We start from the raw sequence: 22268 nt of genomic DNA, 5'->3' as shown, positions 1-22268 counted from the left end.
GACCAGGGAGGAGCCGGCGTGCCGCCCTTTCGGACCTTGCTGGCCCTGCCTGTGTCCGTCGCCCTGCTCGGCCTGCCTCCGGCCGACTCGTCGGCTCTCTCCGCTCCGCCCACGGACGCGGTGCTCCCCCTGCTGGTGACCCGGGGCAGAGCGCCCGCCGCGGCCCTGCTCGCCCAGGAGGGGACCACCACCCGCTATGCCCACGCCGGGCAGGAAATCGCCCGGTCGGACCGCTTCCGCGGCGGCAGCGTCACGAAGACGTTCATCGCGACGGTCGTGCTGCAACTGGCCGCCGAGCACCGGCTGTCGCTGTCCGACACCGTGGAACAGCACTTGCCCGGCCTGGTGCGGGGAGCGGGCAACGACGGCCGCGCGCTGACCCTGCGCTCCCTGCTCACCCACACCAGCGGCCTGTACGACTACACCAGGGACACCGGCGGAACCGCACCCGTCACACCCCGTCAGGCCCTACGCATCGCCCTCACCCACCCCCCGGCCGAACGCGGCCGCTTCTCCTACTCGAACACCAACTACGTCCTGCTCGGCCTGGTCGTCCAGCAGGTCACCGGCCACTCGTACGCCACCGAGGCCGAGCGGCGCATCATCACTCCCCTGCGTCTGACGGGCACCTCCTTCCCCGGATCCCGCTCCTCGCTGCCCTCTCCGCACGGCCGCGCCTACGCCGCCGACGGAACCGACGTCACCGATCTCGACCCGCGGGTGGCCGGCGCCGCGGGCGAGCTGGTGACCACGCTCGCCGATCTGGACCGCTTCTACTCGGCCCTGCTCGGCGGCCGACTGCTGCCCCCGCACCGGCTGCGCGAGATGCTCGACACCCGTGCCGCACACGGCGCGTACGGCATGGGGCTGTTTCCCGAGAAGCTGCCGTGCGGCACCACGGTGTGGGGGCACAACGGGCACATCTCCGGCAGCTACGTGCGCACCGCGGCCACCGTCGACGGCCGGCGTGTCCTCACCTTCCGCGTGAACACGGACGCGATCGCGGACCCCGGTCTCGAACCTGCTTTGCTCGCGGCCGAGTTCTGCCCCCGCACCTCGTAGAACGACCGGGTTCCGAACGAGGATCCCGGTCCCCGACACTCGTTCGGGTGATGTCGGGTGATGTCGAAGGCACCCGCCCGGTTCGCGGAGGCAGCCGCCTACAGCGGCACGATGTCCGGCGCTCCCAGCCGGGCCGCGTCCGCCGTCAGGTCGTCCGGCTGGCGCTGCGACTCCCGCTCCGCCTCCACCCGCTTCTCGTAGTGCTGCACCTCGCGCTCTATCTGGTCCTTGTCCCAGCCGAGGACGGTCGCCATCAGCTCGGCGGCGTCGCGTGCGCTGCGCGTGCCCCGGTCGAAGGTCTCGATGGAGATGCGCGTCCGCCGGGTCAGCACGTCGTCCAGGTGCCGCGCCCCCTCGTGCGAGGCCGCGTAGACGATCTCGGCGCGCAGATAGTCGTCGGCCGCCGGCAGGGGCTCGCCCAGGGACGGGTCCTCGGCGATGAGCGCGAGGAGTTCCTCGGTCATCGTCCCGTACCGGTTCAGCAGGTGTTCCACCCGCACCACATGGAGTCCGGTCCGGGCCGCGATCCGCGCCCGTGCGTTCCACAGCGCCCGGTAGCCCTCGGCGCCCAGCAGCGGCACGTCCTCGGTGACGCACTCGGCGACACGCATGTCCAGCCCGTGCACCGCCGCGTCCACCGCGTCCTTGGCCATGACCCGGTAGGTCGTGTACTTGCCGCCCGCAACGACGACGAGCCCGGGCACCGGATGCGCCACCGTGTGCTCGCGCGACAGCTTGCTGGTGGCGTCCGACTCGCCCGCGAGCAGCGGCCGCAGGCCCGCGTACACGCCCTGGACATCATCCCTGGTGAGCGGCACCGCGAGCACCGAGTTCACATGTTCCAGCAGGTAGTCGATGTCCGCGCTGGACGCGGCCGGGTGGGCCTTGTCGAGGTCCCAGTCGGTGTCCGTGGTGCCGACGATCCAGTGCCGGCCCCAGGGGATGACGAACAGCACGGACTTCTCCGTGCGCAGGATCAGCCCGGTCGTGGAGTGGATCCGGTCGCGCGGTACGACCAGATGGATGCCCTTGGACGCCCGGACGTGGAACTGGCCGCGCTCCCCGACCATCGCCTGGGTGTCGTCCGTCCACACGCCGGTCGCGTTGACGACCTGTTTGGCGCGGATCTCGTACTCGCCGCCGCCCTCCACGTCCTGCACCTTCGCGCCGACGACCCGCTCGCCCTCGCGCAGGAAACCCGTCACACGGGCGCGGTTGGCGGCCTGCGCGCCGTACGCCACCGCCGTGCGCACCAGGGTCGCCACGTACCGGGCGTCGTCCATCTGGGCGTCGTAGTACTGCAGCGCCCCGACCAGCGCGTCCTTCTTCAAGCAGGGCGCCACGCGCAGGGCGTGAGAGCGGGTCAGATGGCGGTGCGTGGGCAGGCCGCGGCCATGCCCACGGGCCATGGACATGGCGTCGTACATCGCGACGCCCGACCCGGCGTACAGGCGCTCCCAGCCCTTGTGCTGCAAGGGGTACAGGAACGGCACGGGCTTCACCAGATGCGGGGCGAGCCGCTCCAGCAGCAGACCGCGCTCCTTCAGGGCCTCCCGGACGAGCGCGAAGTCGAGCATCTCCAGATAGCGCAGGCCGCCGTGGATCAGCTTGCTGGACCGGCTGGAGGTGCCCGACGCCCAGTCACGCGCCTCGACCAGTCCCGTGGACAGGCCTCTGGTCGCGGCGTCGAGGGCGGTGCCCGCACCGACCACGCCTGCGCCCACCACCAGGACGTCCAGCTCGCGCTCGGCCATAGATGCGAGTGACTCGGCGCGTTGCGCCGGCCCGAGTGTCGCTGTCCTCACCGCTGCCTCCCGCTCATCGCGGCGGCTGGTGCCGCCTCGGTCGCGCCGGCCGCACCCGTCGGGTGAGACCACGTCCGTATCCCATGCCCAAATTCTGACCGGCTTGCCCGACTTCAGCCACCACGGACCGACAGCCTGTGGACAACGCCCACGGGACACTCACCGAAATTCGGGCGAGTAATCCCGCATAACGGTCATATTTACTCCTAGTCTGACATTGCGCTCGCCCGTCCTGTCCACAGGGCTTGCGCACCTGTCCCACTTCGGCTATCGGGAAGGACGGCCACGCCATGCCCGCAGATCTCGCCGTCATCGGACTCGGCCCGTACGGCCTGCCCCTGGCCCAGGCCGCCGTCGCCGCCGGTGTCGCCACCATCGGCTACCGGACCGGCCCCGAGGCCGGCTCGCTCAGCGCCGCCGAACAGCGCCGGATGCTCTCGGGGGGCTTCCGGCCGGTCACGAACGCCGCCGAGCTCGGCCGGGTGCGCACCGCGGTCATCTGCGCACCGACCCCGCGCGGCGCGGACGGCGGACTCGACCTGAGCCAGCTGGAGGCGGCCGCCCGCACCCTGGCCGCGTACCTGCGCCCGCACACCACTGTGATCCTGGAGTCCCCTGTGTACCCGGGGACGACAGAGGAAATCCTGCGCCCCCTCCTCGAAGAGGGATCGGGTCTGCGCGCGGGCCGCGACTTCCACCTCGCCTACTCCCCGAGCCGCGTCGACCCCGGCAACCGCGACTTCACGCCCGCCACCACCCCCAAGGTCATCGGCGGCCTCACCCCGGCCTGCACGGAGTCGGCCGCGGCCTTCTACGGACGGCTCACCGACAAGGTGGTACGCGCGCGTGGACTCCGCGAGGCGGAGACCGTGCAGCTCCTGGAGACCAACTACCGGCACGTCAACATCGCCCTGGTCAACGAGATGGCCGTCCTCTGCCACGACCTGGGCGTCGACCTGTGGGATGTCGTCCGCTGCGCGGAGACCAAGCCGTTCGGCTTCCAGGCCTTCCGCCCCGGCCCCGGCGTCGGCGGCCACGCCGTCCCACAGGACCTGACCGCCCACGGCGGCCGCACCCTGCGCATGGTGGAACTGGCCCAGCAGGTCAACAGCCGCATGCCCGGCTACGTCGTGCAGCGCGGCGCCACGCTCCTCAACGAGCACGGCAAGTCGGCCCGCGGCGCCCGCGTGCTGCTCCTGGGCGTCACCTACAAGCCCGACCTCGCCGACCTGCACGGCACGCCCGCGCAGGAGGTCGCCCGGCGCCTGATGGAACTGGGCGCCTCGGTCAGCTACCACGACCCGTACGTCCCCGCCTGGAGCGTCCTGGACCGCCCCGTCCCCCGCGTGGACTCCCTCTACGAGGCGGTCGCCGACGCGGACCTGACGATCCTGCTCCAGCAGCACCGCACGTACGACCTCCAGGGCCTGTCGGTGAAGGCCCAGCTGCTGCTGGACACGCGGGGGGCGGCGCCCACGGGGGCGGCGCATCGGTTGTGAAGGGGGGCGCGTGGGGGCGCTGAGCCCCCTGGGCTGGTGGCGCGGGGCACCCCGCCGCCAGTACCTTTGGGAGACGGCGGAGCCCACCGCAGTGGCCACTGCGGCAGGCTCCTGGATGGATCACGGAGTGTCCGCCCCTAGGTCTCTTGGGGGCGGCCGCTCACCATCCGAAAAGTCGCAAGACCCACCTCCTCCGGCACTGCACCATCCGAAGACGGAGTCGGTCCCAGCGGGTGGGCTTGCGGTGGCGTCCCATGGGCGCCCCCCTACGGCAACACGCGCCCCGCGCAAGCCAGTTGGGCACGCAAAAGGGCCCGGCCACTCCCCCGAGTGACCAGGCCCTTATCAGTTCTGGAACGGACTACCGCCGGTGCTGCGAGTCCGCCACCGTCACCTCGACCCGCTGGAACTCCTTCAGCTCGCTGTACCCGGTCGTGGCCATCGCCCGCCGCAGCGCGCCGAAGAGGTTCATCGAGCCGTCGGGCGTGTGGGACGGGCCCGTGAGGATCTCCTCGATCGTGCCGACCGTGCCGAGGGCGACCTTCTTGCCGCGCGGCAGCTCCTCGTTCACCGCCTCCATGCCCCAGTGGTGGCCCTTGCCCGGCCCGTCGGTCGCGCGGGCGAGCGGGGAGCCCATCATGACGGCGTCGGCGCCGCAGGCGATCGCCTTGGGCAGGTCGCCGGACCAGCCGACACCGCCGTCCGCGATCACGTGCACGTACCGGCCGCCGGACTCGTCCATGTAGTCGCGGCGGGCCGCGGCCACGTCGGCGACCGCGGTCGCCATCGGGACCTGGATGCCCAGCACGTTGCGCGTGGTGTGCGCGGCGCCGCCGCCGAAGCCGACCAGCACGCCGGCCGCGCCGGTGCGCATCAGGTGCAGGGCCGCGGTGTACGTGGCGCAGCCGCCGACGATCACCGGGACGTCCAGCTCGTAGATGAACTGCTTCAGGTTCAGCGGCTCGTGCGAACCGGAGACGTGCTCCGCCGAGACCGTCGTACCGCGGATGACGAAGATGTCCACGCCCGCGTCGACGACGGCCTTGGAGAACTGGGCCGTGCGCTGCGGGGAGAGCGCCGCGGCCGTGACCACGCCCGAGTCGCGCACCTCCTTGATCCGCGCGCCGATCAGCTCCTCCTTGATGGGCGCGGCGTAGATCTCCTGGAGGCGCCGGGTCGCGGCCTCGGCGGGCAGCTCGGCGATCTCGTCGAGCAGCGGCTGCGGGTCCTCGTAGCGCGTCCACAGACCTTCGAGGTTCAGCACGCCGAGGCCGCCGAGCTCGCCGATGCGGATGGCGGTGGCCGGGGAGACGACCGAGTCCATGGGGGCGGCCAGGAACGGCAGCTCGAAGCGGTAGGCGTCGATCTGCCAGGCGATCGAGACCTCCTTCGGGTCCCGCGTACGGCGGCTGGGGACGACGGCGATGTCGTCGAAGGCGTACGCCCGGCGGCCGCGCTTGCCGCGCCCGATCTCGATCTCAGTCACGTTGGTGGCCTTTCCCTTTGCGTTTCAGCGTCTTCCAGTATCGCCGACGGGCATGGAGAGGGCGGCCCCGGATGCTCCGGAACCGCCCTCGGCAGGCCTGGGGACTACTTACTACGGCTGTAGTTGGGTGCCTCGACCGTCATCTGGATGTCGTGCGGGTGGCTCTCCTTGAGACCGGCGGAGGTGATCCGGACGAAGCGGCCCTTGGTCTCCATCTCCTCGATGGAGGCGGCGCCCACGTAGCCCATCGTCTGGCGCAGACCGCCGACGAGCTGGTGCAGCACGTTGGCCAGCGGGCCGCGGTAGGGCACCTGGCCCTCGATGCCCTCGGGCACGAGCTTGTCGTCGGAGCCGACCTCGGCCTGGAAGTAGCGGTCCTTGGAGTACGACTTGGCCTGGCCGCGGGACTGCATCGCACCGAGCGAGCCCATGCCGCGGTACGACTTGAACTGCTTGCCGTTGATGAACTGCAGCTCGCCCGGGGACTCCTCACAGCCGGCGAGCAGGCTGCCCAGCATGACCGTGTCGGCACCCGCGGCGAGCGCCTTGCCGATGTCGCCCGAGTACTGCAGACCGCCGTCACCGATCAGCGGCACACCGGCCGGGCGGGCGGCGAGGGACGCCTCATAGATGGCGGTGACCTGCGGGACGCCGATACCGGCGACCACCCGGGTGGTACAGATCGAGCCGGGGCCGACGCCCACCTTGATGCCGTCGACACCGGCGTCGATCAGCGCCTGGGCGCCGTCGCGCGTGGCGACGTTGCCGCCGATCACGTCGACGCCGACGCTCGACTTGATCTTGGACATCCAGCTGAGGGCGTTGCTGTTGTGGCCGTGCGAGGTGTCGACGACCAGGAAGTCCACACCGGCGGCGGCGAGCGCCTGGGCCCGCTCCAGGGCCTCGGGGCTGGCACCCACGGCGGCGCCCACGAGGAGACGGCCCTCGGCATCCTTGGCCGCGTTGGGGTACTGCTCCGCCTTGACGAAGTCCTTGACCGTGATGAGGCCCTTGAGGACACCCGCGTCGTCGACCAGCGGAAGCTTCTCGATCTTGTGACGGCGCAGCAGCTCCATGGCGTCGGGGCCGGAGATGCCGACCTTGCCGGTCACCAGGGGCATGGGGGTCATGACCTCGCGCACCTGACGGGAGCGGTCGGTCTCGAAGGCCATGTCGCGGTTGGTGACGATGCCGAGCAGCTTGCCGTTGCCGTCGGTGACGGGGACGCCGCTGATGCGGAACTTGGCGCACAGGGCGTCGGCCTCGCCGAGCGTCGCGTCCGGGTGCACCGTGATGGGGTCGGTGACCATCCCGGACTCGGACCGCTTCACCAGGTCGACCTGGTTGACCTGGTCGTCGATGGAGAGGTTGCGGTGCAGGACGCCGACGCCGCCCTGGCGGGCCATCGCGATCGCCATGCGCGACTCGGTGACCTTGTCCATGGCGGCGGACAGCAGCGGGATGTTGACCCGCACGTTGCGGGAGATGCGGGACGAGGTGTCGACCGCGTTGGGGAGCACTTCGGATGCACCCGGCAGCAGCAGCACGTCGTCGTAGGTCAGCCCGAGTGTCGCGAATTTACCGGGCACTCCGTCGACGTTGGCAGTCATGACACCTTCCCCAAATGGCCTTGATCGGTGCGGATGTCCATGCTAACGGGAAGCGCAGCTGTCTCATTCCACGGTTCCGCCTGGCTCCGGGCTTCGTATGTTCGTACGGAAGCAGCGCACCGCCTGTTCAACAAAGGGGTTGTTCCCGAGAGCTACTGCTCGGCCAGCGCCCGCAGCCGGCTCAGCGCCCTGTGCTGCGCCACCCGGACCGCGCCGGGTGACATTCCCAACATCTGGCCCGTCTCCTCGGCCGTCAGACCCACCGCGATCCGCAGCAGCAGCAGCTCCCGCTGGTTCTCGGGCAGGTTGGCCAGCAGTTTCTTGGCCCATTCCGCGTCGCTGCTGAGCAGGGCGCGCTCCTCCGGTCCCAGGGAGTCGTCGGGCCGCTCCGGCATCTCGTCGGAGGGGACGGCCGTCGAGCCGGGGTGGCGCATCGCCGCGCGCTGGAGGTCGGCGACCTTGTGGGCGGCGATGGCGAAGACGAACGCCTCGAACGGGCGCCCGGTGTCCCGGTAGCGGGGCAGTGCGAGGAGCACCGCCACGCAGACCTCCTGGGCGAGGTCCTCCACGAAGTGCCGGGCGTCGCCCGGGAGGCGCGACAGGCGGGTGCGGCAGTAGCGCAGGGCCAAGGGGTGGACATGGGCGAGCAGGTCGTGCGTGGCCTGCTCGTCCCCGTCGACGGCGCGGTGGACGAGCGCGCCGATCGCCCCTTGGGCATTGACCGCCTCGTCGTCGCGCATCGGTCCATGGTGCCTTGCGGCCGCCGGGTCCGTGGCACCGCGCCCGTTGTTGTGCACCGAAGCGTTATGAGCAGGTGCGCCGGAACTCATCCCCTGCGCCCTCCCCTTCCGCTCGACCGACTCGTCCCCGAGGAACTCCACACCCTCAAGGATGCGGCATCCGCGGCGAAACGAGCAGCGGGCTCCCGGCGGACCCCGGGTCCACCCCCGCCGACCTGGCTTTCCGTGCCCCCACTCTGACCGCCGCGATCGCCCCTGGGGCCTGCCGTTCGGATCATCCCGGGGCCGTGGCTCCTCGCGTGCGCCCTCCCGGGCTCTCGACCTTGCCCGGGCAGGGACGGATCCCCTGCGGGACCGTCGTCGGCCGCCGGCTTCGGCACACGCGTGTACGGCTCGCGCGGGGGCATTCGCGTGCCCCCGCTTTCCGCCCCCGGCCGGATACCGCGCGTCGAAGCCGGCCCGGTCCGGAGGATCCGAAGGACAGGCCCTAGCGCACCAGACCCCACCGGAAGCCGAGCGCCACGGCGTGAGCCCGGTCCGAGGCGCCGAGCTTCTTGAACAGGCGCCGGGCGTGCGTCTTGACGGTGTCCTCGGAGAGGAACAGCTCGCGGCCGATCTCCGCGTTCGAGCGGCCGTGGCTCATGCCTTCGAGGACCTGGATCTCACGCGCCGTGAGCGTCGGCGCGGCGCCCATCTCGGCCGAGCGCAGCCGGCGCGGGGCGAGCCGCCAGGTCGGGTCGGCAAGGGCCTGTGTCACCGTCGCGCGGAGCTCCGCGCGGGAGGCGTCCTTGTGCAGATAGCCGCGGGCACCGGCGGCGACCGCGAGGGCCACGCCGTCCAGGTCCTCGGCGACGGTGAGCATGATGATGCGCGCACCGGGGTCGGCGGACAGCAGCCGCCGGACCGTCTCGACGCCGCCCAGGCCGGGCATGCGTACGTCCATCAGAATCAGGTCCGAGCGGTCGGCCCCCCAGCGGCGGAGGACTTCCTCGCCGTTGGCCGCCGTCGTCACGCGCTCTACGCCGGGCACGGTCGCCACCGCACGACGGAGCGCCTCTCGGGCAAGCGGGGAGTCGTCGCAGACGAGGACGGAAGTCATGACCGCCCTCCGCAGCTGATGCGCGTCACCTTGAGCCTCCAGGCTGGTACGAAATCGTCACCTGTGCGGTCGACCGTCTCGGACGCCTGCCCGAGCGCTTGTTCCTTCAACCGCCTCGCACTCTCAACGACGGTCACTCGAAAGAGTTACGGGGGCGGTTGCCATCTTCGGCACTCTACGTGAGGGGCCGGACACGGTGCAGACATGCGCAACAGACCCTCGAACTTTCATCACAACCTATGCCCCGTTCGGACCTATTTCTTCCGCTTTGCCAGTGTCTGGAGCTAGATTCGCAATGAGTCATATTTTCATCTCCTTAGATCGTAGTTGTACGGTCGTGGACACCGGATCCGCCCAGAACGGCTACAAGGGGTCACGTAATGGCAGATTTCTCCCGCCTTCCCGGACCGAACGCGGACCTGTGGGACTGGCAGCTGCTGGCTGCCTGTCGCGGGGTGGACAGCTCGCTCTTCTTCCATCCGGAGGGCGAGCGCGGTGCGGCTCGGAGTGCTCGCGAGAACTCGGCCAAAGAGGTCTGCATGAGGTGCCCTGTGCGTGCCGAGTGCGCCGCCCATGCGCTGGCGGTGCGGGAACCGTACGGCGTGTGGGGCGGACTGACCGAGGACGAGCGCGAAGAGTTGATGGGGCGGGCGCGCAACCGGCTGGTGTCGGCGTCGACATCGGGCGGGCACGCCGCCTCGAACAGCTGAAGGAACGTTTCTGCGAGACAGGCACGCGCATGCGTGCCATTGGTGTTTGACGCGCTTGCGCTGTGGCTAGCGGTGGGCGGCCCGTGCCAGCTGGCCGAGCGTCGCCGCCACCGCCGGGACCTGTGCGAGGTCGGGCAGGGTGAGCGCGACGATCTCCCGGCGCACCGCCGGTTCCAGGGTCACGGTCCGTACCCCCCGGGGCCGTACGGACTCGATGGCCAGCTGGGGCAGTACGGCCACGCCCAGACCGGCGCCGACGAGGCCGGCGACCGCCGGGTAGTCGTCGGTCGCGAAGTCGATGCGCGGGGTGAAGCCGGCCGCCGCGCACACCTCGACGAGCTGGCCACGGCAGCGCGGGCAGCCCGCGATCCACGGCTCCCGCGCGAGTTCCCCGATCGCGACGGCCTGCGCGCCCGCGAGCCGGTGCCGCTCCGGCACGAGCGCGACGAGCCGGTCCGTCAGCAGCGGCCGTACGACGAGGTCCTCCCACTCCTCGGCGCCCGCCGCCCCCTCGTAGCGGAAGGCCAGCGCCACGTCGCAGTCACCCTCGCGCAGCATGCCGACGGACGCGGGCGGTTCGGCCTCCTCCAGGAAGACCCGGGTGCCGGGGTGCGCGTCGCGCAGCGCGGCGAGGGCCGTCGGCACGAGCGTGGAGCTGCCGCTGGGGAAGGAGACGAGCCGCACCCGGCCCGCCCGCAGCCCGGCGATGGCGGCGACCTCCTCCTCGGCGGCCGTGAGTCCCGCGAGGATCCCGGCGGCGTGCCGCACCAGCGCCTCGCCGGCCTGGGTCAGGCGCATCTCGCGTCCCGTGCGGATCAGCAGAGGAGTGCCGACGGAGGCTTCCAGGGCCTTCATCTGCTGGCTGACGGCGGGCTGGGTGCAGCCCAGTTCTCGGCCGGCGGCGGAGAAGGAACCGGTGGCGGCGACGGCGCGCAGGACGCGGAGATGACGGGCTTCGATCACCCTTCGAGGATAAGCGCCCCTTTTAAGGCACTCCGAATAATGCGTCGACGCTTTGGGGCCGGGTCCCCTACCGTGCGGGCATGAAGCTTCTGTCTGTGAATCTGGGCCGGGCCAAGGCTGTGCCGTACACGGACAACCCGGAGGGTGTGACCGGAATCGACAAGCGGCCGGTGGACGGGCCGGTGCGGGTCTCGGCGCCCGGGCCCAAGGGCGTCGGCGGGAGCGGGCTGGCAGGGGACGCGGTGTGCAAGCTGGAGCACCACGGCGGCGACGACCAGGCGGTCTACGCGATGGCGCGCGAGGACATGGACGCGTGGGAACGCGAGCTGGGCCGGACGCTGCCCGCCGGGGCGTTCGGCGAGAACCTCACGACACAGGGTGTCGACGTGTCCGGCGCGCGGATCGGCGAGCGCTGGCGCATCGGGCCCGAGGTGGTGCTGGAGGTCACCTGCGGCCGGATCCCGTGCCGCACGTTCCAGGCCCATCTGGACGAGAAGCACTGGGTGAAGCGGTTCACGCAGCGCGGTGCGCCCGGGGCGTATCTGCGGGTGATCGAGCCCGGCGAGATACGGGCGGGCGACTCCGTCGAGATCGTGCACCGGCCGGACCACGACGTGACGGTGGCCCTCCAGTTCCGGGCGGTGACCACCGAGCGGACGCTGCTGCCGCGGCTGCTGCCGGCGGGCGAGGCGCTGCACCCGGAGTCGCTGAGGCTGGCGCGGGAGTACGCGGAGAAGCACGGGGCCTGACGGCCGCTCGCCGGCCGGGCCCGACGGCCCGTCGGCGTGCGGGTCTGCACCGACCCTTCACCGGCGAGACCCCCGGAGGGAAGCGGATGCACATGGTCCAGGTCACTAACCTTCTGCCATGACAACGGCTCTGATTACGGGATCGACGGCAGGCATCGGGGCCGCGTTCGCGCGGCGACTGGCGGCGGACGGGCACAACCTCGTGCTGGTGGCCCGCGACACCAAGCGACTGCGGGAACAGGCGACCGAGCTGCACGACCGGCACGGCATCGAGGCGGAGGTGCTGACGGCCGACCTCGCCGAGGACAAGGGCATCGAGTCGGTGGCCGACCGGCTGGGCGACCGCAAGAACCCCGTCGACCTGCTGGTGAACAACGCCGGCTTCGGCAACAAGGGCCGCTATCTCGACGTCCCCATGGCCGACGAGCTGCGGATGCTGAAGGTGCACTGCGAGGCGGTGCTGCGGCTGACGTCGGCGGCGACGGAGGCCATGCGGGAGCGCGGCCGCGGCGGCGTCGTGAACGTCGCGTCGGTGGCCGCGTTCGTCCCGCGGGGCACCTACGGCGCGTCCAAGGCCTGGGTCGTGCAGTTCTCCCAGGGCGCCGCGCGCGACCTGGCCGGCAGCGGCGTACGGCTGATGGCGCTCTGCCCCGGCTTCGTGCGCACCGAGTTCCACGAGCGGGCCGGCATGGGCACGGACAACATCCCGGCCTGGATGTGGCTCGACGCGGACAAGCTGGTGGCGGCGGCGCTCAACGATCTGGCCCGGGGGAAGACGGTGTCGATCCCGGACCCGAGGTACAAGGCGCTGATGGGGGCGGCGAAGCTGGTGCCGCGGGGGATGCTCGGGGCGGTGTCGTCCAGGACGGGGCGGAAGTACGGGCCCCAGTAGCAGCCCCGGCGTGCTGCCCGCAGGCGGACTTCATCGCGTCGGCGGCCTCCACCACGAGCGGAACCACGTCGCGTGCCTGCCTGAGGAGGGCGGGCAGGGCCGACGCCCACTCACCGCCCTGGAGGGCCAGGGCAGTCAGTCGTCGGGCCTGTTCGCCGTCGGTCGTCGCGGCCGCGATGCGCGCCCAGGTCCTGGACAGCGTCGCCGGAGCGGACAACGTCCGTGCGAGTTCCTCGGCACGGGCGCACTCTCCCGACGCGGCCAGCACCTCGACCAGGGCGAGCGTCCCCTGAGCGCGGTCGTACGGGTCCTCGATGGTCTGCAGCGTTTCCCTGGCACGGTCGTGGTGCCCGAGGGCGGTCAGGGCCTCGGCAACGGCTGTGGCCCCGATGTACCAGGCGGAACCACTCGGCCGGCCCAGCGGCCGTATGGCGTCGAGCGCGGCCCGGGCGGCCTCGACCTCCCCGGCCGCGGCGAGGGCCCTGACCAGAGCGCTCAGCTCCAACGTGGAGGGGCGGTCGTACTCGCCCTCCATCGTGATCACCTCATCGACGATGCGCCGTGCCCTGTCGGTGTGACCCGACTCGGTCATCGTCACGGCGAGCGCGCAGAGCGCTGAGGTCCGGGCTCCCGGTCCGGCGCTCCTGCGCACATGCTCCTCGGCCGCTTCCACGTCGCCGGCTTCGGCCAGCCCGCGAGCGAACGGCACGTCCAGCGACGCCAGGAGTCCCGCGAGTGCGTAGTCCGCCTCGGCCTCGGCCGTCATCACCGCTACGGCCCGGGCCACCTCACCGGACCTGGCCCATCCCTGCACCACCGGGGCCAGGAGGTTTCGCCGTTCGTAGTCGTCGGGTGCCCGGCCGGCCAGCGTCACCGCCCGGTCCAGCTGGCCGGTGGCCGTGCGGGCGGCGACCAGCGCCCGCAGGGACGAGATGTACTCCCACGCGGAGGCGTGCGGGTCCGCGACCAGCGTCTCGGTCCCGTCGAGCACCGCGAGCGCCGCTTCCCGGTGCCCCGCTTCGGCCAGCGCCGTGGCGGCGACGCCGAGCTTCCGGGCGGCCGTCAGCGGATGGAGCACTCGTGTCCGGTTCTCGACGGCCAGCAGGATCCACGCGGCTTCCTCGCGCCGTCCCGCCCGCGCCAGTGCGGCAGCCACTTCGAGAGACGCATGCGCGTGCTCCACCGGGTGGGGCAGGGAATCGGCGAGCGTCCGGGCCCGGTCCGGGTCTCCGGACTGCGCCAGGGATTCGACGACCTCGTGGAGGGCTGACAGGCCCTCCATTCGCGGGCCGAGGATGCGTGCCAGCGACTCGGCCCGGTCGGTCTCGCCCCCGTCCGCCATGATGCGCACGATCGAGCGCAGCGCTGCCTGCGCGACATCCGGGAGAGGGATGTCCCGGGCCAGGGCCTCGGCCTGCTCGTAGCGCCCGGCTCTCGCCCGGGCCTGTGCCACATCCAGCAGCGCGCGGTGGTGTGCGCGAGGGTCGAGCATGCCGAGCAGTGCCTCGGCCCGGTCGAGCTCTCCGGCCCACGCCAGCCACCCGGTCAACTCCCCCGCGGCCGCCTCGTGATCCGGCTCGCCCCGCAGGCCGGCCAGGAACGCCTCGGCCTGGTCGAACTCGCCTGCCTCGGCCAGGAGGCCCACCACCTCTTCGGCTTCCGCACGGTCCCGCGCCCATCCCACGGCCTCGGCGCAGAGGGCATCGGCGCGGCGGTGCTGTCCGGACTCGCGCAGTGCGGCGGCCAGCGTGATCAGCGCGCCGGCGCGGGCACCCGGTTGGGTGGCCCTCGCCATCGCCTCCGCCTCGGCGTGACGGCCTGCGGCGGCGTGAGCCGCTATCACGGTGTTCTCCATACCGGTGCGGCAGGCCTCGTTGGGCGCGCCGTCGATCAGGTGCTGTGCGAGATCCCACCGCTGGGCCGCGAGGCAGGCCTCGCCGACCTGAACGTACGCCTGGACGTCGAAGTGCTGGGTGCTGACCGTCCGCGCGAGCGTTGCCGCACTGTCGAACTGCCCGGCCCGGGCGAAGAGGTCCGCCACCTTGCAGCGCGCCAGGTCGTCCCGGCTCTGCCCCTCCCCCTGGCGGGCGGCCTCGGCCGCCTCGACGAGCAGGTCCAGCGCCCCGTCACGGTCGCCGCGCTCCAGCAGCACATCGGCGACGGCGGCCAGGCCCATGGCCCGGCGATGACCGTCCGGGAGGCTGCGGGCCAGTGCGACGGCCCGGCCGGTGTGCCCGGCCAGGGCCCAGGCGTGCGGCAGTGAGTCCGGGGCGCCCGCGCTGCGGTCGGCCAGCCGTTCCCGGTGGATCGCCAGGCGCAGTGAGTCGAGCGGCCGGCGCGCACCGCGCTCGATGATCAGGTCCTCGGTGAGGTGGATCTCGTTCACGGCGGACGCGTCACTGCCGGTGCGGGCCAGCATGCGCTCCTGACGCCGGGTGTCCGTCCCGCACCGGAGCATCCGCTCCAGGTCACCGGCGGACCGGAGCATCCGGAAGTACCCCCGCAACAGGTACTGCGGGGTCTCCTCCGGCCAGCCCCGCCCGCGCCACTCCTCCGCCCACGCGTGCAGTTTCGAGCGGTAGAGGTCCATCTCGGACGTGCCGAGCATCTCCTCCGCCTGGGACTGCAACTCCTCGTGACCGAGCAGGTAGACGTCGACTCGCAGGCCGAAGGTCCGTCCCGCCCGGGTGCTCAGGACATCCCGTACCCGGTACGGAACGGCTCCGGTGAGCGCGGCCAGGTCCTCGGCCGTCAGGCCGCCGCCCGCCGCCGCCACCAGGCCCAGCAGGTCGTGCTCCAGGCCGCCCGCCTCGATCAGCCGCTTCAGCTCCCGTTCCGCCTCCGCGCGGATCGCCCGGGCGTACGGGGACGGCGACAGCGTCCGGACGATCGCGGGGTCGCGCAGCGGATGGTCCTCGGGTACGTCACCGGGCAACGGCGGGTTGAGCCGCCCCGCGACCAGGACCCGCATCCCCGCCTCCGGGCGGGTGGGCAGCAGGCTCGCGATGCTGTGGGCATCCGGGCCGGTCGTGACGCCGCGGTCCTCGTCCAGGCCGTCCACCAGGAGGACCAGACGTTCACCGCGCTCGGCACAGGCGCGGGCGGCGGCGCCGCACAGGTACAGGAGGTGGGCCTCGCGGGTCGCCACGGTCAGGTGGGCGGGGAGGGCTTCTCCGGACAGCTCCGCCAGCTGCTCGAGTACGACGTCCACGTACGCCGCGACGTCGTTCTGGGCGCCCAGGCGGGCCGTGATGAAGAACGGGACGATCCGTACGCCCTGCGGGGGGTGCAGGGCGAACCAGGACAGCAACGCCGTCTTGCCGGCCCAGGCGCCCGCGCGCCACCAGGCGTACGCCGGGCCGGAGTCGGCCGTGCAGAAGGCCGACAGCTCGGCCGACTCCTCCTCACGGTCGACGAGTTGGGGCGGGGCGATGCGGCGGACCTGCTCCCAGTACGCCGACCGTACCGGCGGGGTGAGCAGGACGCGGTTGTGATCGCCGGTGACGGCCACCGTGATGTCACCGCCCGCGGTCACCGACCGCTCCCCCCGCTTCCCCCACCAGCGCATGGCCTCATGATGCCAAAGTGCCGGGAGGCGACGAGCAGCTCCCGTTGGGACAATGGAGCTGTTCAGCCGGACCCAGGGGGGCCGGAGGCGAGGCCATGACCTTCGTACAGCTCATCGAATGCAGGACCAGCCGGCTCGACGAGATGAACCGGCTGATGGACAGGTGGGTCGAGCAGACCAAGGGGAAGCGGACCGCGACGCACAGTGTGGTGGCCAAGGACCGGGCCGACTCCTCGCACATCGTCGAGATCGTGGAGTTCCCGTCGTACGAGGAGGCGATGCGGAACTCCGGGCTTCCGGAGACCGACCGGATCTTCCAGGACATGGTGGCGCTCTGCGACGAGACGCCGACGTTCACGGACCTGGACGTGGTACGGGACGAGCAGCTGAACTCGGCCACCGCGCGCAGGTTCTTCGAGCTGGCGCCCGGGCAGGGTGCGGCGCCCGCGTTCAACGACGTGTTCATCGAGGACTACCACGACCACGATCCGGCCAATGTGCAGGACGTCATCGGGCTGGACGCGTTGCGGCGCGAGGTGGAGGTGTGGCGGGGCGGGTTCGACTTCTCGTTCACGATCGAGGACCAGATCGCCCAGGGCGACCGGGTGTGCACGCGGTGGACCTGGAAGGGGCACCACAAGGGGGAGTTCCTCGGGATTCCGCCGACCGGGAAGGACGTCACCATGACCGGGACGACCGTCCACCGGTGCACGCCGGACGGGAAGGTCGCCGAGGGGTGGTGGCAGTACGACCGGCTGGGGCTGATGCAGCAGCTCGGGGCGCTGGACCCGCTGGAGTTGTGACGGAACCCCCATAAGGGAGAAGCCCCCGTTAAGGGAGAAGCCCCCGTTCCGCACGTGGCGGAACGGGGGCTTCTCGCAGAGGTCGGTGCCTCAGTGGGCGTGGCCGTGGCCGTGGCCCGCGGCGGCCGGCTCCTCCTCTTCCTTCTTCTCGACGACCAGGGTCTCGGTCGTGAGCAGGAGGGAGGCGATGGAGGCGGCGTTCTCCAGGGCGGAGCGGGTGACCTTGACCGGGTCGATGACGCCGGCCTTGACCAGGTCGCCGTACTCGCCGGTGGCGGCGTTGAAGCCCTGGCCCTTGTCCAGCTCGGCGACCTTGGAGGTGATGACGTAGCCCTCCAGGCCGGCGTTCTCGGCGATCCAGCGCAGCGGCTCGACGACGGCGCGGCGGACGACCGCGACACCGGTGGCCTCGTCGCCGGACTTGCCGAGGCTGCCCTCCAGCACCTTGGCGGCGTGGACGAGGGCGGAGCCACCACCGGAGACGATGCCCTCCTCGACCGCGGCGCGGGTCGCGGAGATGGCGTCCTCCAGACGGTGCTTGCGCTCCTTCAGCTCGACCTCGGTGGCGGCACCCACGCGGATGACGCACACCCCGCCGGCCAGCTTCGCGAGGCGCTCCTGGAGCTTCTCGCGGTCCCAGTCGGAGTCCGTGGTCTCGATCTCGGCCTTGATCTGGGCGACGCGGCCCTGCACGTCGTCCTTGTTGCCGGCGCCGTCGACGACCGTGGTGTCGTCCTTGGTGACGGTGACGCGGCGGGCGGAGCCGAGGACGTCCAGGCCGACCTGGTCGAGCTTGAGGCCGACCTCCTCGGAGACGACCGTGGCGCCGGTGAGGACCGCCAGGTCCTGCAGCATCGCCTTGCGGCGGTCGCCGAAGCCGGGGGCCTTCACCGCGACGGCGTTGAAGGTGCCGCGGATCTTGTTCACGACGAGGGTCGACAGGGCCTCGCCCTCGACGTCCTCGGCGATGATCAGCAGCGGCTTGGAGGCGTTGGCCTGGATGACCTTCTCCAGCAGCGGCAGGAGGTCCGCGATGGCGGAGATCTTGCCCTGCGTGATGAGGATGTACGGGTCGTCCAGGACGGCTTCCATGCGCTCCTGGTCCGTCACGAAGTACGGCGACAGGTAGCCCTTGTCGAAGGCCATGCCCTCGGTGAAGTCCAGTTCAAGACCGAAGGTGTTGGACTCCTCGACGGTGATGACACCGTCCTTGCCGACCTTGTCCATCGCCTCGGCGATGAGCTCGCCGACCTGCTGGTCCTGGGCGGACAGCGCGGCGACGGCGGCGATGTCGGACTTCTCGTCGATCGGGCGGGCCGAGGCGAGCAGGTCCTCGGAGATCGCGGCGACGGCGGCGTCGATGCCCTTCTTCAGGGCGGCCGGGGAGGCACCGGCGGCGACGTTCTTCAGGCCCTCGCGCACGAGTGCCTGGGCGAGCACGGTCGCGGTGGTCGTACCGTCACCCGCGATGTCGTTGGTCTTGGTCGCCACCTCCTTGACCAGCTGGGCACCGAGGTTCTCGTACGGGTCCTCGATCTCGACCTCGCGGGCGATCGTGACACCGTCGTTGGTGATGGTGGGGGCGCCGAACTTCTTGTCGATGACGACGTTGCGGCCCTTGGGGCCGATCGTCACCTTGACCGTGTCGGCAAGCTTGTTGACGCCGCGCTCGAGGGCGCGACGGGCGTCCTCGTCGAACTTCAGGATCTTCGCCATGGGAGCGTGAGCCCTCTTCCGGAATCAGGGGTAACGGCACTGCGCCCCGGGCGCCCGGCTTCTTAGCGATCGCGGGGGGCCAGGGGCGCAGCTCAAAGCAATGTGCTTGGGGTGAATTACTTCTCGACGATCGCGAGCACGTCGCGGGCCGAGAGGACGAGGTACTCCTCGCCGTTGTACTTCACCTCGGTGCCGCCGTACTTGCTGTAGAGCACGACGTCGCCGACGGAGACGTCGAGCGGAAGACGGTTGCCGTCCTCGAAGCGACCCGGGCCCACGGCCAGGACGACGCCCTCCTGGGGCTTCTCCTTGGCGGTGTCCGGGATGACCAGGCCAGAGGCGGTGGTCTGCTCGGCGTCGAGCGGCTGGACCACGATGCGGTCCTCGAGCGGCTTGATGGCAACCTTGGAGCTGGTGGTCGTCACGATCCGACCTCCCCCTTCGGAGATCTCACGGGGTTAACTGTCTGAGGTGGCGACCAGGTGGATCCGTCGTCGCGGGTGCCGGACCTGCCCGTCGCTGTGTTGGCACTCTCCAGTGGGGAGTGCCAGAGCCGAGACTATGACTGTGATTAGCACTCGGTCAAGCGGAGTGCCAATTGCCGGGGTGGCGCGTCGGCCAGGGGGTGATGCCGGGGAGACATCACAGGTAGTCCTCCAGCCGCCCGACCCGCAGTCCTCGCGCCTCGATCTCCCGCAGCAGTCGCACGGTCCGTTCCGTCAGGGTCGGGGACCCGGGCTCGCCCGACGGCACGGAGACGATGTCGCCGGGGCGCAGGCCGGGCGTGCCACGGGTGTAGGTCAGGGCGCCGCCGGGCTCCAGGGAGGCCCGCCAGAGGACGACCGCCCGGATGCCGCAGTCGGCGGCGGCGTGCAGGGTCGTCGTGTCGTACGTGCCGTAGGGCGGGCGGAAGAGGCGGGGGCGGATGCCGAAGAGGGAGCGGAGCTTGTGCTGCTGGCCGCAGATCTCGGCGCGCTGGCCGGCGTAGGGCAGGCCGCGCAGGGCGGGGTGGTCGAGGGTGTGGTTCTGGATGGACGCGCCGACCGCGCGGAGGCGGGCGAAGTGGCCGTAGCCGGGCCCTACGACGCTGTCCGTGAGGAACATGCTCACCGGAAGCCGCCGTTCGCGGACGAGGCCGACGAAGCGGGGATCGCGCTCGGCGCCGTCGTCGTAGGTCAGGAAGACCACCCGGTCGCGGGTACGGACGTGGTCCACGACGGGTGGGAGGTCGCCCCGGTCCGGCCCGCGGACGTCGCTCGACCGTTGCGTAGGGGACGGGCCCCGGCCGTCCGCGCCCGCGCGCTCCCCCGCGGCTCCGGCGCAGCCGGCCAGCAGGATCGCTCCGGCGCACACCACGGCGGCCGACGACCGCCGCCTCACAGGTAGTCCTCCAGCCGGCCCACCGCGTACCCCTCGGCGGTGACCTTGTCCAGGAAGCGGCGGATCATGTCCGGCATCGTGCCCGGCCACTGGTCACGGCCGCGGAAGTGGGTGAGGACGATGTCGCCCGGGTGCAGCCTCCGGTCCCACTCCCGGTACTCCCAGCGGTCGGCGAAGACCTCCTGGTTCCACAGGGGGGCGTACTCGATGCCGCACGCCTTGGCGGCGCGCAGGGTCGCCCTGTCGTAGCTGCCGAACGGCGGGCGGAAGAGGGTCGGGCGGGTGCCGTAGCGCCTCTCGATGAGGCGCTGCATGCCGCAGATCTCGCGCTTCTGCGCGCGGTACGACAGGCCGCGCATGTAGCGGTGGCGGAGGGTGTGGTTGTTCAGGACCACGCCTCGGTCCCGCATCTTCTCGAAGTAGCGGTAGTCGTCCTTGATCAGGTAACCGCTGAGGAAGGCGCTGTAGGGGACCCTCAGGTCGGTCATCATGCGCAGGAACGCGGGGTCCTTCTCGGCGCCGTCGTCGATGGTGAGGAAGACGACCTTGTCCCGGGTGGGGACGGTGGTGAAGACGGGCGGGAGGTTCAGTCTGCGGTGGCCGCGCACCTCGAAGCCCTCGCGGGTCCTGATCCTCGGCTTCTTCGCGGGGGCCGGCGGGGCGGTCAGCGGGACCGCCCTGACTCCCCAGCGCCGCGCAGCGGCGACCCGGACGGCATGCGCGCCGCGCAGTTTGGAGGCGTAGGAGTCGAGCGCGCGGGCCGGGGGCGCGTCGAGGGGCTGCTGGCCGCCGGCCGCGGGGATCCGTCCGCTGTCGCCCTGCGCGCAGCCCGAGGCGATGGCGGCGAGGGTGAGTACGACGAGGCCGATCCGCACACCGCCAGATGCCCGGCTTTTGTCATTTTGTACGACTACTCGCATGATGCGGGATCCTCGCAGCCGGTCCCGCCGGATCGGCCCCGACACCGCGGCCGACGGCGCGCCGTCCACCGAGTGGCCCACAATGATCCGGTGAACGACCTCGCCCTCCTCCTCAGCCCCGAAGGCCGCGCCCTCCTCGACGAGGTGCGGGACACCGATCCGGCGCGGGAGCTGGCCGTCGCGACCCGGTTGCGCCGCGAGCACCCCGCCGAGCTGGTGTCGGCGGCGCTGGGCCAGGCGCGGCTGCGGCAGCGGGCGGTGGTGAAGTTCGGGGCGCAGGACGCGGCGCGGATGTTCTTCACGCCGAACGGGGTGGAGCAGTCGACCCGGGCGAGTGTGGCGGCCTACCGGGCGCGGCGGCTCGCGGAGTCGGGCGTGACCTCGGTCGCCGACCTGTGCTGCGGCATCGGCGGTGACGCGATCGCGCTGGCCCGGGCCGGGATCCGGGTCCTGGCCGTCGACCGGGACCCGGCGACGGCCGCGGCGGCGCGGGCGAACGCCGAGGTGCTGGGGCTGGCCGGCCTGATCGAGGTGCGGGAGGCGGATGTCACGGAGGTGGACACAGCCGGTTACGACGCCGTGTTCGTCGACCCGGCCAGGCGCGGCGGCCGGGGCCGGATCTTCGACCCCGAGGCGTACTCACCGCCCCTGTCCTGGGCGGTGTCCGCGGCCCGCCGCGCCCCTCGCACCGCCGCGCTGAAGATCGCCCCCGGCATCCCGCACGAGGCGGTCCCCGAGGACGCCGAGGCCGAGTGGATCTCCGACGGCGGCGACGTGAAGGAGGCGGTCCTGTGGTTCGGCACCGAACCCGGGGCGGTACGGGCCACCCTGCTGCCGGGCCCCCGCACCCTGCTCTCCCGCGGCCTGCCCGACCCGGAGGTCCGCCCGCCCGGCCGTTACCTGTACGAGCCCGACGGCGCTGTCATCCGGGCCCACCTGGTCGCCGAGGTGGCGGAGGAACTCGACGGCGGCCTGCTGGACGCGACGATCGCGTACGTCACCGCGGACGAGCTGCACCCGACCCCGTACGCCACCGCCTACGAGATCACCGACCACCTCCCCTTCAACGTCAAGAAGCTGAAGGCGCTGCTGCGGGAGCGGGAGGTCGGCAACCTCACGGTGAAGAAACGCGGCTCGGCGGTCGAGCCGGAGGAACTCCGCAGGAAGGTCAAGCCGCAGGGCCGGCACTCGGCCACGGTGTTCCTGACCCGGGTGGCCGGAGCACCGGCGATGCTCATCGGGCACCCGATGGGGTGACGTCCACGC

Annotated in this window: 17 protein-coding genes; 7 read left to right on the top strand and 10 right to left on the bottom strand. The window is 71.7% G+C overall.

Annotation, left to right across the window (positions count from 1 at the left end; all coding sequences use genetic code 11):
* Positions 1-18: 18 nt before the first annotated feature.
* Positions 19-1062, top strand: coding sequence for a serine hydrolase domain-containing protein (locus tag ACH4G3_RS24410; protein ID WP_397626483.1), 1044 nt, complete (start codon positions 19-21; stop codon positions 1060-1062).
* Between the two features lie 98 nt (positions 1063-1160).
* On the opposite strand, the gene ACH4G3_RS24405 is transcribed toward ACH4G3_RS24410, so the two are convergent.
* Positions 1161-2867 (bottom strand): glycerol-3-phosphate dehydrogenase/oxidase, encoded by a 1707-nt coding sequence (locus tag ACH4G3_RS24405; protein ID WP_397626482.1) that lies wholly within the window; start codon positions 2865-2867, stop codon positions 1161-1163.
* Between the two features lie 290 nt (positions 2868-3157).
* Between ACH4G3_RS24405 and ACH4G3_RS24400 the strand changes: the two genes are divergently transcribed.
* Positions 3158-4366 carry a nucleotide sugar dehydrogenase gene (locus ACH4G3_RS24400; protein WP_397626481.1) on the top strand — a complete coding sequence of 403 codons (1209 nt, stop codon included), beginning with the start codon at positions 3158-3160 and terminating at the stop codon, positions 4364-4366.
* 361 nt (positions 4367-4727) lie between these two features.
* On the opposite strand, the gene ACH4G3_RS24395 is transcribed toward ACH4G3_RS24400, so the two are convergent.
* The 4 genes from ACH4G3_RS24395 to ACH4G3_RS24380 all read right to left on the bottom strand — a co-directional run bounded on the left by ACH4G3_RS24395 (position 4728) and on the right by ACH4G3_RS24380 (position 9301).
* Entirely contained in the window at positions 4728-5852 is a 1125-nt protein-coding gene (locus tag ACH4G3_RS24395; RefSeq protein WP_355853900.1) for a GuaB3 family IMP dehydrogenase-related protein, read from the bottom strand.
* A gap of 104 nt (positions 5853-5956) precedes the next feature.
* Positions 5957-7462 carry an IMP dehydrogenase gene (guaB, locus tag ACH4G3_RS24390; RefSeq protein WP_397626480.1) on the bottom strand — a complete coding sequence of 502 codons (1506 nt, stop codon included), beginning with the start codon at positions 7460-7462 and terminating at the stop codon, positions 5957-5959.
* A 152-nt stretch (positions 7463-7614) separates the two neighbouring features.
* Positions 7615-8202: a sigma-70 family RNA polymerase sigma factor gene (locus ACH4G3_RS24385; RefSeq protein WP_010036508.1), complete on the bottom strand. Its 588-nt coding sequence runs from the start codon at positions 8200-8202 to the stop codon at positions 7615-7617.
* 487 nt (positions 8203-8689) lie between these two features.
* A complete protein-coding gene (locus tag ACH4G3_RS24380; protein ID WP_003948568.1) occupies positions 8690-9301 on the bottom strand; it encodes a response regulator transcription factor in 612 nt (203 codons plus the stop codon).
* 380 nt (positions 9302-9681) lie between these two features.
* Between ACH4G3_RS24380 and ACH4G3_RS24375 the strand changes: the two genes are divergently transcribed.
* Positions 9682-10011 (top strand): WhiB family transcriptional regulator, encoded by a 330-nt coding sequence (locus tag ACH4G3_RS24375; RefSeq protein WP_397626479.1) that lies wholly within the window; start codon positions 9682-9684, stop codon positions 10009-10011.
* Positions 10012-10077: 66 nt separating this feature from the next.
* On the opposite strand, the gene ACH4G3_RS24370 is transcribed toward ACH4G3_RS24375, so the two are convergent.
* Positions 10078-10974 (bottom strand): LysR family transcriptional regulator, encoded by an 897-nt coding sequence (locus tag ACH4G3_RS24370; protein ID WP_397626478.1) that lies wholly within the window; start codon positions 10972-10974, stop codon positions 10078-10080.
* 80 nt (positions 10975-11054) lie between these two features.
* Between ACH4G3_RS24370 and ACH4G3_RS24365 the strand changes: the two genes are divergently transcribed.
* The 3 genes from ACH4G3_RS24365 (at position 11055) to ACH4G3_RS24355 (ending at position 16986) form a co-directional block, all read left to right on the top strand.
* Positions 11055-11723, top strand: a complete 669-nt coding sequence (locus ACH4G3_RS24365) for an MOSC domain-containing protein (RefSeq protein ID WP_397626477.1) — start codon at positions 11055-11057, stop codon at positions 11721-11723.
* A gap of 118 nt (positions 11724-11841) precedes the next feature.
* Positions 11842-12615: an SDR family NAD(P)-dependent oxidoreductase gene (locus tag ACH4G3_RS24360; RefSeq protein WP_397626476.1), complete on the top strand. Its 774-nt coding sequence runs from the start codon at positions 11842-11844 to the stop codon at positions 12613-12615.
* A 3663-nt stretch (positions 12616-16278) separates the two neighbouring features.
* Positions 16279-16986: an ester cyclase gene (locus ACH4G3_RS24355; RefSeq protein ID WP_397626475.1), complete on the top strand. Its 708-nt coding sequence runs from the start codon at positions 16279-16281 to the stop codon at positions 16984-16986.
* 90 nt (positions 16987-17076) lie between these two features.
* On the opposite strand, the gene groL is transcribed toward ACH4G3_RS24355, so the two are convergent.
* From groL to ACH4G3_RS24335, 4 genes are all read right to left on the bottom strand, one after another.
* Positions 17077-18702 (bottom strand): chaperonin GroEL, encoded by a 1626-nt coding sequence (groL, locus tag ACH4G3_RS24350; protein ID WP_397626474.1) that lies wholly within the window; start codon positions 18700-18702, stop codon positions 17077-17079.
* A gap of 116 nt (positions 18703-18818) precedes the next feature.
* The gene (gene groES / locus ACH4G3_RS24345) at positions 18819-19127 is read right to left on the bottom strand and encodes a co-chaperone GroES (protein ID WP_003974211.1); all 309 of its coding nucleotides are present in this window, start codon (positions 19125-19127) and stop codon (positions 18819-18821) included.
* 217 nt (positions 19128-19344) lie between these two features.
* Positions 19345-20082, bottom strand: a complete 738-nt coding sequence (locus ACH4G3_RS24340; RefSeq protein WP_397626473.1) for a polysaccharide deacetylase family protein — start codon at positions 20080-20082, stop codon at positions 19345-19347.
* On the bottom strand, positions 20079-20957 hold the full coding sequence (locus ACH4G3_RS24335) for a polysaccharide deacetylase family protein (RefSeq protein WP_397626472.1): 879 nt from the start codon (positions 20955-20957) through the stop codon (positions 20079-20081). The genes ACH4G3_RS24340 and ACH4G3_RS24335 overlap by 4 nt, the downstream gene beginning before the upstream one ends.
* Positions 20958-21092: 135 nt before the next feature.
* Here ACH4G3_RS24335 and ACH4G3_RS24330 point away from each other — a divergent pair, with 135 nt between their 5' ends.
* A complete protein-coding gene (locus ACH4G3_RS24330; RefSeq protein WP_397626471.1) occupies positions 21093-22259 on the top strand; it encodes a THUMP-like domain-containing protein in 1167 nt (388 codons plus the stop codon).
* The last annotated feature ends 9 nt before the right edge of the window (positions 22260-22268 follow it).

The organism is Streptomyces afghaniensis, assembly GCF_044327915.1.
Classification (GTDB): Bacteria; Actinomycetota; Actinomycetes; order Streptomycetales; family Streptomycetaceae; genus Streptomyces; species Streptomyces afghaniensis.
This window is presented reverse-complemented; position numbering and strand designations above follow the sequence as displayed.

Bases quoted from the DNA above. Each gene is read 5' to 3' on its own strand.
- guaB (WP_397626480.1), bottom strand. From the start codon at position 7,462: ATGACTGCCAACGTCGACGGAGTGCCCGGTAAATTCGCGACACTCGGG.
- ACH4G3_RS24375 (WP_397626479.1), top strand. From the start codon at position 9,682: ATGGCAGATTTCTCCCGCCTTCCCGGACCGAACGCGGACCTGTGGGAC.
- ACH4G3_RS24360 (WP_397626476.1), top strand. From the start codon at position 11,842: ATGACAACGGCTCTGATTACGGGATCGACGGCAGGCATCGGGGCCGCG.
- ACH4G3_RS24355 (WP_397626475.1), top strand. From the start codon at position 16,279: ATGACCTTCGTACAGCTCATCGAATGCAGGACCAGCCGGCTCGACGAG.
- ACH4G3_RS24400 (WP_397626481.1), top strand. From the start codon at position 3,158: ATGCCCGCAGATCTCGCCGTCATCGGACTCGGCCCGTACGGCCTGCCC.
- ACH4G3_RS24365 (WP_397626477.1), top strand. From the start codon at position 11,055: ATGAAGCTTCTGTCTGTGAATCTGGGCCGGGCCAAGGCTGTGCCGTAC.
- ACH4G3_RS24380 (WP_003948568.1), bottom strand. From the start codon at position 9,301: ATGACTTCCGTCCTCGTCTGCGACGACTCCCCGCTTGCCCGAGAGGCG.
- groL (WP_397626474.1), bottom strand. From the start codon at position 18,702: ATGGCGAAGATCCTGAAGTTCGACGAGGACGCCCGTCGCGCCCTCGAG.
- ACH4G3_RS24385 (WP_010036508.1), bottom strand. From the start codon at position 8,202: ATGCGCGACGACGAGGCGGTCAATGCCCAAGGGGCGATCGGCGCGCTC.